Origin of the sequence: Aminobacter sp. J41, from assembly GCF_000526635.1 — a bacterium.
Taxonomy (GTDB): Bacteria; Pseudomonadota; Alphaproteobacteria; order Rhizobiales; family Rhizobiaceae; genus Aerobium.
Genome location: NZ_JAGL01000017.1, coordinates 76,534 through 91,095, shown reverse-complemented (window position 1 = coordinate 91,095; position 14,562 = coordinate 76,534). Strand labels below are relative to the sequence as shown.

The 14,562-nt window shown below is 64.8% G+C and carries 14 protein-coding genes; 7 read left to right on the top strand and 7 right to left on the bottom strand.

Translation table 11 applies throughout. The features are described from left to right. Positions 1-315 (top strand): transposase (locus tag L630_RS0112915; RefSeq protein ID WP_024848669.1); only part of this gene is annotated, 315 nt, incomplete at its 5' end. A 111-nt stretch (positions 316-426) separates the two neighbouring features. Here the strand turns inward: L630_RS0112915 and L630_RS0112910 are convergent. Next, positions 427-1,440: a fumarylacetoacetate hydrolase family protein gene (locus L630_RS0112910; protein ID WP_024848668.1), complete on the bottom strand. Its 1,014-nt coding sequence runs from the start codon at positions 1,438-1,440 to the stop codon at positions 427-429. Positions 1,441-1,495: 55 nt separating this feature from the next. Beyond that, complete coding sequence (gene hmgA, locus L630_RS0112905; protein WP_024848667.1) at positions 1,496-2,857, bottom strand: homogentisate 1,2-dioxygenase; 1,362 nt, start codon at positions 2,855-2,857, stop codon at positions 1,496-1,498. A 110-nt stretch (positions 2,858-2,967) separates the two neighbouring features. Between hmgA and L630_RS0112900 the strand changes: the two genes are divergently transcribed. Then, positions 2,968-3,417, top strand: a complete 450-nt coding sequence (locus tag L630_RS0112900) for a MarR family transcriptional regulator (protein ID WP_024848666.1) — start codon at positions 2,968-2,970, stop codon at positions 3,415-3,417. On the opposite strand, the gene L630_RS0112895 is transcribed toward L630_RS0112900, so the two are convergent. Then, positions 3,414-5,465 carry an EAL domain-containing protein gene (locus L630_RS0112895; RefSeq protein WP_024848665.1) on the bottom strand — a complete coding sequence of 684 codons (2,052 nt, stop codon included), beginning with the start codon at positions 5,463-5,465 and terminating at the stop codon, positions 3,414-3,416. The genes L630_RS0112900 and L630_RS0112895 overlap by 4 nt on opposite strands. A 258-nt stretch (positions 5,466-5,723) precedes the next feature. Between L630_RS0112895 and L630_RS0112890 the strand changes: the two genes are divergently transcribed. The 5 genes from L630_RS0112890 to L630_RS0112870 all read left to right on the top strand — a co-directional run bounded on the left by L630_RS0112890 (position 5,724) and on the right by L630_RS0112870 (position 11,086). Then, positions 5,724-6,902 carry an acyl-CoA dehydrogenase gene (locus L630_RS0112890; RefSeq protein WP_024848664.1) on the top strand — a complete coding sequence of 393 codons (1,179 nt, stop codon included), beginning with the start codon at positions 5,724-5,726 and terminating at the stop codon, positions 6,900-6,902. Between the two features lie 104 nt (positions 6,903-7,006). Further along, positions 7,007-7,828: a transporter substrate-binding domain-containing protein gene (locus L630_RS0112885; RefSeq protein WP_034330259.1), complete on the top strand. Its 822-nt coding sequence runs from the start codon at positions 7,007-7,009 to the stop codon at positions 7,826-7,828. A gap of 1 nt (position 7,829) precedes the next feature. Then, positions 7,830-8,882, top strand: coding sequence for an amino acid ABC transporter permease (locus tag L630_RS0112880; RefSeq protein WP_024848662.1), 1,053 nt, complete (start codon positions 7,830-7,832; stop codon positions 8,880-8,882). A 64-nt stretch (positions 8,883-8,946) separates the two neighbouring features. Further along, positions 8,947-10,770: a DNA mismatch repair endonuclease MutL gene (gene mutL / locus L630_RS0112875; RefSeq protein ID WP_024848661.1), complete on the top strand. Its 1,824-nt coding sequence runs from the start codon at positions 8,947-8,949 to the stop codon at positions 10,768-10,770. A gap of 76 nt (positions 10,771-10,846) precedes the next feature. Continuing rightward, positions 10,847-11,086, top strand: a complete 240-nt coding sequence (locus L630_RS0112870; protein ID WP_024848660.1) for a DUF2093 domain-containing protein — start codon at positions 10,847-10,849, stop codon at positions 11,084-11,086. Between the two features lie 14 nt (positions 11,087-11,100). Here L630_RS0112870 and lpxK read toward each other — a convergent pair whose 3' ends face one another. From lpxK to L630_RS21440, 4 genes are read right to left on the bottom strand one after another with little or no spacing between them, the layout of a single operon-like run. Next, entirely contained in the window at positions 11,101-12,132 is a 1,032-nt protein-coding gene (gene lpxK / locus L630_RS0112865; RefSeq protein ID WP_024848659.1) for a tetraacyldisaccharide 4'-kinase, read from the bottom strand. Positions 12,133-12,138: 6 nt separating this feature from the next. Continuing rightward, the gene (waaA, locus tag L630_RS0112860; protein WP_024848658.1) at positions 12,139-13,461 is read right to left on the bottom strand and encodes a lipid IV(A) 3-deoxy-D-manno-octulosonic acid transferase; all 1,323 of its coding nucleotides are present in this window, start codon (positions 13,459-13,461) and stop codon (positions 12,139-12,141) included. Continuing rightward, positions 13,458-14,243 carry a lysophospholipid acyltransferase family protein gene (locus tag L630_RS0112855; protein ID WP_024848670.1) on the bottom strand — a complete coding sequence of 262 codons (786 nt, stop codon included), beginning with the start codon at positions 14,241-14,243 and terminating at the stop codon, positions 13,458-13,460. The genes waaA and L630_RS0112855 overlap by 4 nt, the downstream gene beginning before the upstream one ends. 15 nt (positions 14,244-14,258) lie before the next feature. Next, positions 14,259-14,495: a DUF4170 domain-containing protein gene (locus L630_RS21440; RefSeq protein WP_034330257.1), complete on the bottom strand. Its 237-nt coding sequence runs from the start codon at positions 14,493-14,495 to the stop codon at positions 14,259-14,261. Positions 14,496-14,562 lie beyond the last annotated feature (67 nt).

Sequence of the window (14,562 nt, the reverse complement as noted above, 5' to 3'; positions counted from 1 at the left end):
ACGCTTCTTGCCCACATGCCGGAACTGGGACGGCTGTCGCCGAAGACGGCGGCGGCACTTGCCGGGCTTGCGCCGTTCAACGACGACAGCGGTCAGAAGCGCGGCCGGCGCGCCATTGCTGGCGGAAGGCCGCGGGTGCGCAAGGCACTCTACATGGCAGCGCTTGGAGCCATCCGGGCAAACCAGCGCTTCAAGGACTTCTACAGTGNCATTGCCCNGCGCTCNGGCTCGAAGAAGGTCGCCATCATCGCCGTCGCCCGAAAGCTCGTCACCGTCCTCAACGCCATGCTCCGGGACGGCAAAGCCTTCGCCTGACAAACACAGTTGCCATGCCGGAACACCTCAACCGCATCAGCGGTGAAAGCAAAACGATCAACTGCCCTGCACGGCACATCGTGGGTTCGCCCGGAGCTCCGCGGACGCCCCCTACCTCTCGTACTTCTCCACCCGCTGCTCGATCGCGCCGAAGATGGAGTGGCCGTCCTTGTCCTTCATTTCGATGCGCACGGTGTCTCCGAAGTGCATGAAGGGCGTCTTTGGCGCGCCGTGCTCCAGCGTCTCGATGGTGCGGATTTCCGCGATACAAGAATAGCCCGCGCCGCCTTCCGAGATCGGCTTGCCGGGGCCGCCGTCGAGCTTGTTCGACACCGTGCCTGAGCCGATGATCGTTCCCGCACAGAGCGGGCGCGTCCTGGCCGCATGGGCAATCAGCGTCGGGAAGTCGAAGGTCATGTCGACGCCGGCATTCGCACGGCCGAACGGCTTGCCGTTGTATTCGACCAAGAGCGGCAGATGCATCTTGCCGCCATCCCAGGCCTCACCCAGCTCGTCGGGCGTGACAGCGACCGGCGAGAAGGCCGATGACGGCTTTGACTGGAAGAACCCGAAGCCCTTCGCCAGCTCGCCGGGAATGAGCCCGCGCAGCGAGACGTCGTTGACGAGCATGACGAGCCGGATAGCGGCACGCGCCTCATCGACCGAGGCGCCCTGCGGCACGTCGCCCACGATGACGGCGATCTCGCCCTCCATGTCGACGCCCCAGGTGATATCCCCGACCAGGATCGGGTCGCGGGGGCCAAGGAAGGAGTCCGAGCCGCCCTGGTACATCAGCGGGTCGGTCCACAAGTTGGTTGGCATCTCGGCGCCGCGCGCCTTTCGCACCAGTTCGACGTGATTGACGTAGGCCGAGCCGTCCGCCCACTGGTAGGCGCGCGGCAGCGGCGAATGAGCATGGTGCTCATGGAAACGGTCATAGGGGATCGAGCGGTGTTCGACCCCCTCGTAAAGGGCCTCGAGGTGCGGCGAAATCCGCTGCCAGTCATCGAGCGCTGCCTGCAGCGTCGGGACGAGAAAGGAAGCGTCTGCGTAGCGGGTCAGATCCCGCGACACGACGACGAGTTTTCCGTCGCGCGTGCCGTCCTTCAGTGTGGCAAGTTTCATGCTGTCTCCGTCCCTGACCAGCGAAGTTTCCGCTGCAGTATTGCAGCAGAACGGATCAACTCCAATCGCCTTCCGGCGTGCCGTTGAAACGCTTCTTCAGGCCGGACCAGCAGTCGAGATAGTTGTCCTGCAGAGTATCGTGCTCTGCCGCGTAGCGGGTAACCATCTGCGGGAAGCGCGTCTCGAACATGAAAGCCATCGTGTTCTCCAGCTTCACCGGCTTGAGCTCGACGCGCGATGCCTTCTCGAAGCCGCTCGCGTCCGGCCCATGCGCCAGCATCATGTTGTGCAGGCTGATGCCGCCGGGAACGAAGCCTTCCTCCTTGGCGTCGTACTGGCCGCGAATGAGGCCCATGAACTCGCTCATGATGTTGCGGTGGTACCAGGGCGGGCGGAAGGTGTTTTCGGCAACCAGCCAGCGCGGCGGGAAGATGATGAAATCGACATTGGCGGTCCCCTCCTCGCCCGAGGGCGAAGTCAGCACCGTGAAGATCGACGGGTCCGGATGGTCGAACAGGATCGCCCCGACCGGCGAGTAGGTCGAAAGGTCGTATTTGTAGGGCGCGTAGTTGCCGTGCCAGGCGACGACGTCGAGCGGCGAATGGTCAATTTCAGTGACGTGGAAGCTGCCGCACCATTTGACGAAGATGCGGCAGGGCGTCTCCTTCTCCTCGAACCAGGCGACCGGCGTCTTGAAGTCGCGCGGATTGGCAAGGCAGTTGGCGCCGATCGGGCCACGGTCCGGCAGCGTGAACTTGGCGCCGTAGTTCTCGCAGATGTAGCCGCGGGCCGGCCCGTCGATCAGTTCCACCTTGAACACCAGCCCGCGCGGCAGGATGCAGATCTCGCCCGGCTCAATCTCGATGACGCCCATCTCGGTGCGGAAGCGCAGCCCCCCCTGCTGCGGCACGACCAGCATCTCCGCGTCGGCATTGAAGAAGTGGTCATCGACCATGTCGGTGTTGGCGACGTAGACATGCGCGGCCATGCCGGCCTGCCCGTAGACGTCGCCGGCCGTGGTGACGGTGCGGATGCCGTGGATGAAGTCGGTGGGCACCTCCGGCATCGGCGTCGGGTTCCAGCGCAGCTGGCCGAGCGCCAACTGGTTGTCGCCGGCATTGGGCGCCGACTTCCACAGCGGCAGCGCATAAGGCGTGAAGCGCTGGTGATGCCGCACGCTCGGGCGGATGCGGTAAAGCCAGGAGCGCTCATTGGCGCCGCGCGGCGCGGTGAAGGGCGAGCCAGACAGCTGCTCGGCATAGAGCCCATAGGCGGGACGCTGTGGCGAATTCATGCCCTGCGGCAGCGCCCCCGGCAGGCTCTCGGTCTCGAAGTCGTTGCCGAAGCCCGGCATGTAAGCAAAGGCGGACGTCTGCTGCGCGGCGCGCGCGGCTGAAGGCATGCTCAGGTCGTTCATCGTTTCCTCCCGGTTGCCTCCCGCCCTCCCCGGATCAGGCAACCTGTTGACTTCTGCTGCGATAGTTACATTTGTAACCGTCGAAAATGTAACTATCAACGAAGATGCCAATGAGCGACGACGCCGTTCTTTCGCTGGAAGAGTTCCTGCCCTACCGGCTCAACCGGCTGGCCGATGCGGTCAGCCGCGAGTTCTCGCAGCTCTATCGCAGCCGCTACGGCCTCACCCGGCCGGAATGGCGGCTGCTGGCAACGCTTGGCCAGTACGGGACGATGACGGCAACCGCCGTCGCGCGGCATTCGTCGATGCACAAGACCAAGGTTTCACGCGCGGTGCTGGCGCTGGAAAAACGGCGGTGGCTGACGCGAGAGCCGGACGGCCAGGATCGCCGGACCGAACACCTGACGCTGACGCGCGCGGGACACGAAGCCTATCGCGAGATGGTGCCGGTTGCGCGTCGGTTCGAGGCGAGACTGCTTGCAATGCTCAGCGAGAAGGACCGCAAGTCGCTGCTCGCGGGCCTCGCGGCGCTTGAAGGCAAGGTGATCGCGGACACCTAGACCGACAGGGTCTGGCCCTCGGCGGTCCTGCTCTTGCGCGGCATACGCGCCTGCAGCCAGTCGCGCGCCTCGGTGGGCGGCATCGGGAACGCAACCGCGTAGCCCTGCACCTCGTCGCAACCCAGCGTCATCAGCGCCGTCAGTTCCGCTTCCGTCTCCGCGCCCTCGGCCACGACCGAGATGCCGAGCGAACGGGCAAGCTCCGCCAGCGCGCGAACGATCTTGGCGTGGTCGCCGTCGAGGTCGATGTTCTGGACGAAGCGGCGGTCGATCTTGAGGCGATCGATCTCCTGCGGGTTGACATGCGTCAGCGAGGCGTAGCCGGTGCCGAAGTCGTCGAGTTCGAGATGCACCCCGGCGGCGCGGATCTGGCGCAGCTTTGAAGCAACACCGGTCTTGTCGTCGTCAAGAATGACGGACTCGACGATCTCCAGCGACAAATGGCTCGCCGGCAGTCCGGACTCCTCAATGACCGAGAACAGGAAGGTGGTGTAGTCGCTCTCGCGCAGCTCGGTGCCGGAAACATTGATGGCGACGCGGCCGAACTCGATGCCGCTGCGATACCAGTTGGCGGCTTCGCCGATCGCCTTCTTCATGATGATGCGGCCGATCGAGTGCATGATGCCGGCGCGCTCGGCGACCGGAATGAATTCGCCCGGCGAGACGATGCCGCGCTTCGGGTGACGCCAGCGCACCAGCGCCTCGACACCGGTCGTGCGGCCGGTCGACAGCGACACCTGCGGTTGGAAATAAACCTCGAACGCCTCCGCCGCGATCGCCTCGATGAGGTCGGCTTCGAGCAGGCGCCTGTGCTCGAGGTCCTGGCGCAGCTCGTCGGAGAAGAATTCGACTGACGAGCCGCCGTTCTTCTTGGCCGCATAGAGCGCAAGATCCGCATGGACGACGAGGACCGTGGGGTCGATGCCATCCGGCGGGCAGATGGCAACGCCTGCGCTTGCCCGGGAGAAGATGGTCGATCCCTTGTAGACGATCGGCTCGTTGACCCTGTCGAGAACCCGTCGCACGAAGCCCTCGATGTCGCTTCGGGTGCCGGCATCCGGCAGGACGATCAGGAACTCGTCGCCGCCGAGACGCGCACAGACATCCGAGGGCCTGCAGCTTGCCTTGAGGCGGCGCGCAGTGGTGGCGAGCACATAGTCGCCAGCCGCGTGGCCGAGCGTGTCATTGATCTGCTTGAAACGATCGAGATCGAGCTGGACCACCGCGAGCTGCTTATCGCGGCTCAGCGTCTCGTCGATCAGATTCGTGAATTTCTCGCGCATGAAGCTGCGATTGTAGAGGCCGGTGAGACCGTCATGGACGGCGAGGTAAGCCATCGCGTTGCGCGCCTCCACCAGCTGGGTCGTGCGGCGGCGGATGAGCTCGGCCATAGGGCTGAAGATGAACAGCGCGATCATGCAGATCACGCCGATCGTCGCCAGGAACAGGTAGCGGTGGAATTTGAGCATATCGTCGAGGCCGGCCCGCGACTGCTTCTGCAGTTCCGTCTCCAGTGCCTCGAAGCCGTTGAGGGTGGCGTTGGCGCCGGATTCATCGAGATGCGCCCGCTCCCTGCCCCCGACGTAGACTCCATCTGACCGGCGCAGCCCAAGCATCGTCTCCAGCGAGGCAATCAATCGCTGGGCGTTTGCCACCAGGTTCAGCGAGAAGAATTCGAGGTGGAAGGGCTGCTGGTAGAAGATCTCCTTGATCTGCGGGGCATCGACGCTGTCCACCCACTGCGCAAGCCAAGCGTTGTTGGTCTCGAACTGGCGTGTTGCGTCGCGCAGGAGCCCGACCAGCGGTCCGGTCCGCTCCGGCTCGCGCAATGTAGCCGCGTTCGCCAGAAATACGATGCGCTGCGACAGCGCCTTCTGAGAGCCGATCAGGGCGATGACTTCCTCATAGCGGCGGTGGTCGGCCATCATGCTCTGCAGCATGACGTAAGCAGCCAGCACCATCGCGACGATGATCATCAGCGCCAGCCAATAGGCCGCCTTGATCTTCGCGATCAGACGCTCAGCGCCACCGGCATTCCCGCCTGCCATGTATTGACCCCAAACTTCTTGGCCCCAGCGCACCATGCAGGCAACTGGTTAACACAGGGGGAACCGTGCTACGGCAGAGCGTGCAACCGTAGATTCCGGTAAATGAAGTCTTACAGAGAATTGGTGGTACAGCGACTTCGTCAGGGGCTATGCCACACAAGCTGGTTGCCAACGGCCTGAACCTCTTTAATCTGGCGATCTGGAATTAATTTTTCTTGTGGTGAGTGAATGAACATGAATGCCCCGCTCCACGACAAAATGGGCTCTTTCGCGTGGGACGATCCGTTTCTGCTGAACGACCAGCTGACGGAAGACGAGCGCATGATACGTGACACAGCGGCGGCATTCGCGGCTGACCGGCTGGCACCGCGCGTCGAGGAAGCGTATCTCGAAGAAAAGACCGATCCGGCGATCTTCCGCGAAATGGGCGAAGCTGGCCTCCTCGGCGTCACCATCCCCGAAGAGTATGGCGGCGTCGGCGCCGGCTACGTCTCCTATGGCCTCGTCGCGCGCGAGGTTGAGCGCATCGATTCCGGCTACCGCTCGATGATGAGCGTGCAGTCTTCGCTCGTCATGCACCCGATCTATGCTTACGGCTCGGAAGAGCAGCGCAAGAAGTACCTGCCGAAGCTCGCATCGGGCGAATGGATCGGCTGCTTCGGCCTGACCGAGCCGGATGCCGGTTCCGATCCCGGCGGCATGAAGACCCGCGCCGAAAAGATCGACGGCGGCTACCGCCTGATCGGTTCGAAGATGTGGATCTCGAACGCGCCGATCGCCGACGTCTTTGTCGTCTGGGCGAAGTCGGCCGCTCACGACAACCAGATCCGCGGCTTCGTGCTCGAAAAGGGCATGAAGGGCCTGTCCGCGCCGAAGATCGGTGGCAAGCTTTCGCTGCGCGCTTCGATCACCGGCGAGATCGTCCTCGATAATGTCGAGGTCGGCGAAGATGCGCTGCTGCCGAACGTCTCCGGCCTCAAGGGCCCGTTCGGCTGTCTCAACCGCGCCCGCTACGGCATTTCCTGGGGCGTGATGGGTGCGGCTGAGGACTGCTGGTTCCGCGCGCGCCAGTACGGCCTCGACCGCAAGCAGTTCAATCGCCCGCTCGCGCAGACGCAGCTCTTCCAGAAAAAGCTTGCCGACATGCAGACGGAGATTGCGCTGGGCCTGCAGGCCTCACTGCGCGTCGGCCGGCTGATGGACGAGGGCAAGTTCGCTCCGGAGATGATCTCCCTTGTGAAGCGCAACAACTGCGGCAAGGCGCTTGACATCGCCCGCATGGCCCGCGACATGCACGGCGGCAACGGCATCCAGATCGAGTACCAGGTCATGCGCCATGCGCAGAACCTGGAAACGGTCAACACCTACGAAGGCACGCACGACGTCCACGCGCTGATCCTCGGCCGCGCGCAGACCGGCCTGCAGGCGTTCTTCTAGGCGTCCGGCAAACACCATGAAGGGTGCCTCGCAAGAGGCACCCGCCAGATGAGATTCGGGGATTTCAACAAGGGGAGCATCCCCAGGCAAATGGGAGCATTCACATGAAGACCAAACTGGCAGTTCTCGCCGCGGCAGTGGCGATGCTGGCTTCGCCTGCACTCGCCGGCGAGACGCTCGACCGCGTCATGAAGACCGGCAAGCTGACTATGGCGTCCGAGGCTGATTACCCGCCGCAGTCGTTCCTCAACGACAACAACGAGATGGACGGCTTCGACGTCAGCGTCGGCAAGGAGATCGCCAAGCGCCTTGGCGTTGAGTTCGCCAGCGTTACGCCGGCGTGGGAAATGATGGTTTCGGGCGGCTGGTCGGGCCGTTGGGACGTCGCCGTCGGCTCGATGACCCCAACGAAGGCGCGCGCGGAAGTGCTGAACTTCCCGGCGATCTACTATTACACCCCGGCTGCGTTCGCGGTTCACACCGACTCCAAGGTCCAGAGCCTCGACGAGCTTAACGGCAAGGTGATCGGTTCCTGCGGTGGCTGCACCTATGACGCCTACCTGATGCAGGACCTGGTGATCGACGCCGAGGGTACCCCGCCCTTCGAATACCAGGTCAAGGCAGGCGAGCTGAAGACCTATGAGTCCGACACCAACGCCTTCGACGACCTGCGCCTCGGCGACGGGGTGCGCCTCGATGCCGTGTTCTCGGCGCTGCCGACGATCCAGGAAGCGATCAAGAACGGCTATCCGATGCGCGTCGTCGGCGAGCCGGCCTTCTACGAGCCGCTGGCCGTCGCAACCGACAAGGGCGACCCCGAGTTCGACGCGAAGATCGCCGAGATCATCGCGGAGATGCACAAGGACGGCACGCTGAAGGCGCTGTCGGAAAAGTGGTACGGGGTGGATCTTACCACGGTCAAGTAAGGTGACGGTTCCACTTACACACGATGAGCTGCGCGGGGATGACCCCGCGCGCTCGATTCTCGAAAGGCTGAAGCCCTCGCGCGCCGAAGCCATCGTCATCTGCTGCCTCGCGGTCGCGCTGATATGGCTGCAACTGGGTGGAACCCGGCTCGGCGGGCTGATCGCGCCGCTGACAGGGGGAGCGACCGGGCCTGATACGGAGCCCGGCTTTTTTCTCCACGCCCTCACCGGAATTCTGATCGCCGCCGCCGTCTGGATCAACCTGATGCTGCTGCGGCTGCTGCCGTTCAAGTATCAGGTACCCATCGTCTGGGTCGAACTCCTGATCGTTTTCGTCGCCTTCGTCAGCAGCTTTGACCGCGACTTCTCGATCTGGTTTCAGCGCAGCCAGGACGGCCAGACCAATTTCGCCTACCTGATCACTACCGGCGCGGTGACGACGCTCTACGTGTCGATCATCTCCATCGCCTTCGCCAGCGTGCTCGCGATGGCCGCGGCACTCGCGCGCCTATCGAACAGCGGCCTCGCCTACGCTGCCTCTACCTTCTACACCTCGTTCTTCCGCGGCACGCCGCTGCTGCTCCAGGTCTACGTGATCTATCTCGGCCTGCCGCAGCTCGGGCCACAGTTCGCGCTGAATGCGGTGCCGTCCGGCATCCTTGCCCTTTCGCTCTGCTACGGCGCCTATCTGGCTGAAATTTTCCGCGCAGGCATCCTCGGCGTCCCGCACGGCCAGCATGATGCCGCCGCCGCTCTCGGCCTCAACAAGAGCCTGACCTTCCGCAAGATCATCCTGCCGCAGGCGATGCGCTTCATCGTGCCGCCCACGGGCAGCCAGTTCATCGCCATGCTGAAGGACTCGTCGCTCGTCTCGGTGATGGGCGTGTGGGAGCTGACACGCACCGCGCAGATCGTCGGCCGCCGCGACTTCCGCGTGTTCGAGATGCTGATCGCAGCCGCGATCATTTACTGGGTGCTGTCGATCTGCTTCGAGCTGATCCAGGCACGGATCGAGCGCTACTACGGCAAGGGCTACGCCAACCGCCGCAACTAACCCTCCGGTTGATGACGGACCTCAACACCTGACGTTCGCGCCCGAATCCCTCTAGGATGAAGGGATGCGAATCCGTCACCTCTCAGAGACCGTCATCAACCAGATTGCCGCCGGCGAGGTGATCGAACGCCCTGCCAGCGTCGTCAAGGAACTCGTCGAGAACGCGCTCGACGCGGGCGCGACCCGCATCGAGATCGCGACGGCTGGCGGTGGACTCACGCTCCTGCGCGTCACCGACAATGGCAGCGGCATGGACGCCGAGGACCTTGCCCTCGCCGTCGAGCGGCACTGCACCTCCAAGCTCGGCGAAGACATCCACGACATCCGCTCGCTCGGCTTCCGTGGCGAGGCATTGCCGTCGATCGGCTCAGTCGGCAAGCTGACGATCCGCTCGCGCACTGCCGATGCCGACAGCGGCCACGAGATCACCGTCGAGGGCGGGCGCGTCTCCTCCGTGCGGCCGGTTGCGGCCAACCGTGGCACGATGGTCGAGGTGCGGGACCTGTTCTACGCCACCCCTGCCCGCCTCAAGTTCATGAAGGGCGAGCGCGCCGAAGCAGGCGCCATCACCGAGCTGGTGCGCCGCATCGCCATCGCCTTCCCGCAGGTGCGTTTTACTCTGTCGGGCACCGACCGCTCGACGCTGGACCTTCCCGCCTGCGACACGATCGAGGAACGCATTGCGCAGATCCTCGGCCGCGAATTCGTCGACAATGCCCTTCGCATCGACGCGAACCGGGAAGGCGCGGCCCTCACCGGCCTTGCCTCGATCCCATCCTACACCCGCGCCAATGCATTGGCGCAGTATCTTTACGTCAACGGCCGTCCGGTGCGAGACCGGGCACTGGCAGGGGCGATCCGCGGCGCCTATGCCGACGTCCTGCCGCGCGACCGCCACGCGGTGACGGCGCTGTTCCTCGATGTCGAGCCGATGTTCGTCGACGTCAACGTCCATCCGGCGAAGGCCGACGTGCGCTTCCGCGACCCGGGCCTCATCCGCGGCCTGTTCGTCGGCTCGATCCGCCAGGCGCTTTCGGGCGCCGGCATCAGGCCCTCCACCTCGGCGGCAAGCGCCATGGTCGACGCCTTCCGCCCCGGTGGCTCCGGCAACAGCTATGCTAACACCAGCCCCGGCGGCGGCAACGGCTACAACTGGCGGCCGCAGCCCTCCCCTGGCTTCAATCCGCAGACCTCGTTCCACCGGCCGATGGAGTTCGCCGAGGCTGCGCAAGCGGCCTTTGCGGAGGCGATGCGCCCGTCCGCCGATGCGCGCGCGGCTACCGTCGAGCCCGCGCCCGAGCTGAAGGCGATGCCGCTCGGTGCGGCGCGCGCGCAGATCCACGAGAATTACATCATCGCCCAGACCGAGGACTCGCTGATCATCGTCGATCAGCACGCGGCACACGAGCGGCTGGTCTATGAGGCGCTGAAGGGGGCGCTTGCCTCCCGCCCGATGCCAGCGCAGATGCTGCTCCTGCCGGAGATCGTCGACCTGCCGGAAGAGGATGCCGACCGGCTGGCGAGCCATGCCGACATGCTGCGCAAGTTCGGCCTCGGCCTCGAGCGCTTTGGCCCCGGCGCCGTGGCCGTGCGGGAGACGCCGGCGATGCTGGGCGAAGTCGACGTGCAGCAGCTGATCCGCGACCTCGCCGACGAGATCGCCGAGCACGACACCGTCGAGACGCTGACCGAGCGTCTCAACGCCATTGCGGCAACGATGGCTTGCCATGGTTCGGTGCGCTCCGGCCGCCGGCTTCGGCCCGAGGAAATGAACGCGCTGCTGCGACAGATGGAGGCTACCCCAGGGTCAGCCACGTGCAATCACGGCCGGCCGACCTATGTAGAACTCAAGCTTGCCGACATCGAACGATTGTTCGGCCGGCGCTAGACATGGAAACTGAGAAGCCGGAAGCTTGACCGCGAGGCGCTTTGGTGGTGGAAGGCTCTCAGAAAGGTGACGCAGAATGATGAACCGTTTTGAAGGCCCTGGCGGCAAGGAAGCACGTATTCGCTATCTGGACGGCGACTTTCAGGTCCTGACGCCCGGTTCGTTCGTTCGCTGCGCCGTCACCGGCGAGATCATTCCGATCGACGAGCTGAAGTACTGGAGCGTCGCGCGGCAGGAGCCTTACGTGAATGCCGAGGTCTCGCTGCAGCGCGAGCTCGAGATGAACCCGGAGCTGCGCCAGCGCCGCAAGGGCTGACGCCCTACCTCCAATTAATTGCCGAGCCGCCGGCGGCGCCAGGCTTCGAGCGTCGACTGGATGATCGTTCGCGGCGCCCGATCCAGCTCGAACACGGCCTCGATTTCGATCACCTTCGAGCGCCGGCGCAATTCCTCCAGCGCCGGGCCCGAATGATCGAGGCGCACGTAGTCCTTCGCGGTCGTAACCACCTCCAGCCCTTGCTCGTCGGCAGTGGACAGAAGTTCCTGCGCGTCGAACTCGCTGAAGAAGTAGTGGTCGCCGAAGGACTTCGCGACCACGAGTTCCGCGCCTGAACCGCGGACCGTGTCGAAGAATTTTGACGGATCGCCGATGCCGGCATAGGCAAGGCAGCGCGAGCCAGCCAGCCCCTCGGGATAAAACGGCTTAACGGACGCCTGGAAGAACGGGCGGCCGGCACGTGCGGCCTGGCGGACGACGATGTCGGCGGCGTTGCCCTTGCCCATTTTCAGCACGCCATCGGCAAAGCGCATCTGGTCGATCAGCGGCGCGCGCATCGGACCGCCGGGAATAGTGTGGCCGTTGCCGATCCCGCGCCGCGCATCGACGACGATCAGCGCATAGTCGATGTGAATGCGCGCGCTCTGGAAGCCGTCATCCATAATGAGCAGGTCGCAGCCGTGGTTGATCAGCAGCCGAGCGCCCGCAGCACGATCAGGCGTCACCGCGACGGGTGCGGCGCGTGCGAGAAGCAGCGGTTCGTCGCCGACATGGCGGGCGCTGTCATGATGCGGATCGACGAGATGCGGATGCGGGCCGACCGACCCGCCATGGCCGCGTGACAGGATGCCGGGGTTGAGGCCCATCTCCCGCGCCGTCTTTGCCAGCGCCACGGCGACCGGCGTCTTGCCCGAGCCGCCGACCGTCAGGTTGCCGACGCAGAGCACCGGCGCCTGCATCTTCTCGCGCTTTGCATTGACGAGGCGCTTGCGGGCGACTGCGCCATAGATGGCCGATGCTGGCCACAGCGCCCATGCGCGCCAATCGGCCTTCGTCCACCAGAAGGGAGGCGCCTCGCTCACCATCCGCCGTCAGCGCCCGCCATGGGAACCCGCGCCGAGGCGCGACTGGACGATGAGCGGGTCGATGTAGGGCTGCAGCGCCTGCAGTGTCTTGACCAGCGCACCGCGCATTTCCTCGACGGTGCTTATGCCTGCCTGCATCATCTTCTCGCGCTCGGCATCGTTGATCAGGAGGTAGTTGACGGCACCCGCCAGCACCTCCTTGTCGCGAACGAAGCGGGCGGCACCGGCTGCGGCGAGCTTCTGGTAGGACTCGCGGAAATTCTGGACGTTGCGGCCCGACAGCACCGCCGTGCCGAGCATGGCAGGCTCGAGCGGGTTCTGGCCGCCTTGTGCGGTCAGCGAGCGGCCCACGAATGCGATCTCGGTGAGGCGCAGGTAGAGCCCCATCTCGCCGATGGTGTCGCCAAGGAAAATGTCCGTCTCGTCGGTGATTTCGTCACGCCGGCTGCGGCGGGCAACCGACTGCCCCATCGCAGCACATGCTTCCTCGATGGCGTCGGCGCGGTCGGGATGGCGCGGGACGATGATCGTCAGAAGGTCCGGATGACGGGTGCGCACCAGCCGGTGAACTTCCGAGGCTGCGGCCTCCTCGCCGTCGTGGGTGGAAACGGCGGCCCAGGTCTTGCGCTCGCCGATCGAGCGGCGCAGGCGCTGCAGCTCGGCCTCGTTGACCGGCGGCGGAACGGTGTCGACCTTGAGGTTACCGGAGACGGAGACAGGGCGCGCGCCGAGCGTATGGAAGCGCTCGGCATCGGTGTCCGATTGGGCGACGACATGCGCGAAATTCTCGAACAGTGCCTCGGCGAGATAGCTGCGGCGGCTCCAGCTTGCAAAGGAGCGGTCGGACATGCGGCCGTTCACCAGCACCTGCGGGATGCGGCGCCGGCCGAGCTCCATGATCGTCATCGGCCAGATTTCGGACTCGGCGATGATGGCAAGATCCGGGGTCCAGTGGTCGAGGAAGCGGCTGATCGCCGGTTTCAGGTCAAGCGGCACGTACTGGTGGATGACGACGTCGGCGAGCCGCTCCTGCACGACCTGCGCGGAAGTTACCGTGCCGGTCGTCAGGATGATGTTGATGCCGTAGCTGTGGATCTCGCGGATCAGCGGCGTCACGGCAATGGTCTCGCCGACGCTCGCCGCATGCACCCAGATCAGTGGGCCATCGGGCCGGTCGTGGCTCGCACGGCCATAGCGCTCCCGGCGGCGGCTGCGGTCTTCCTTGCCCTTGGAGGCGCGCAAGGCAACGTAGCCGCCGACCATCGGGTAGGCGGCAGCGCCGGCCCAGCGGTAGGCCCCGAGGATGAACCGTGCCCAGCGCTCGCTCATCGCGGATTGTCGACCAGTCTGTAGGCGCGCTCGGTAACCGCGTTCAGCGCCGCCGTCACCTCGAGGCGTTTCGCTTCCATCATTGCCTCGTCGGCCTCCGGTGGCACATGGATCGGTTCTCCCAGCGCGATCGCCTGCCTGCCGAACGGCAGGTTGATCGTCGTCTTGTCCCAGCTCCTTTCAAGCACCTTGCGGCGGCTTGTGGCAATCGCGACCGGCAGGATCGGCCGGCCGGAATGCTTTGCCAGCGTCACGATGCCGAGGCCAGCAGAACGGGGCGTGCCGTGCGGGATGTCGGCGATCATCGCGACATTGATGCCCTGGTCCAGCGTCTTCTTGAGCGCCAACAGCGCACGCGCGCCGCCCTTGCCTGCCGAGGCTGCGTCCTGTCGGCCGCCCGAGCCGCGCACGACACCGAAGCCGAGCTTTTCGGCAACGCGGGCATTCAGCTCCGCGTCGGCGCTGCGGGAAAACAGCGCGACGATCTTGTTCCTGCGCGGATTGAAGGCCGGGGCCAGCAGGTGCTGGCCATGCCACAGCGCCGCGATCGCCGGCGAGTATTTGGTGATCGCCAGCTCGACGTCATCGGAATCCCGGGCAATGCGGTTGGTCTTGTAGACCAGCTTGACGGCGAATGTGATGAGATAAGTCAGCACGGTGCGCGCGAACGGCGACTTGGTCAGAGGGTGACGTACCTTCTGCCAGAAGCGCTTCAGGGGACGCTTGCTGCGTTTCTCCTGGGTGTGCGCGGTCACTTCCGCTGACGGCAAATTCTCTCTCATCCGCTGGTGCACGCCTCAGGCTGTCTGCGGGTCGAGCAGACGGTGCAGATGCACGATGAAGTAGCGCATGTGCGCGTTGTCGACGGTCGCCTGCGCCTTCGCCTTCCATGCGACTTCCGCCGACTTGTAGTCCGGATAGATCCCGACGATGTCGAGCTCATTCACGTTCCGGAACTCCGTGCCGGAAAGCGACTTCAACTCGCCGCCGAATACGAGGTGCAAAAGCTGTTTGTTTTCTTTCTCATCAGCCATGATGAATAACGCCCGCCGGTTGATTGAGGTTGCCAGGCGAACAGGGATTGCCCGCGCGCTGGATCGG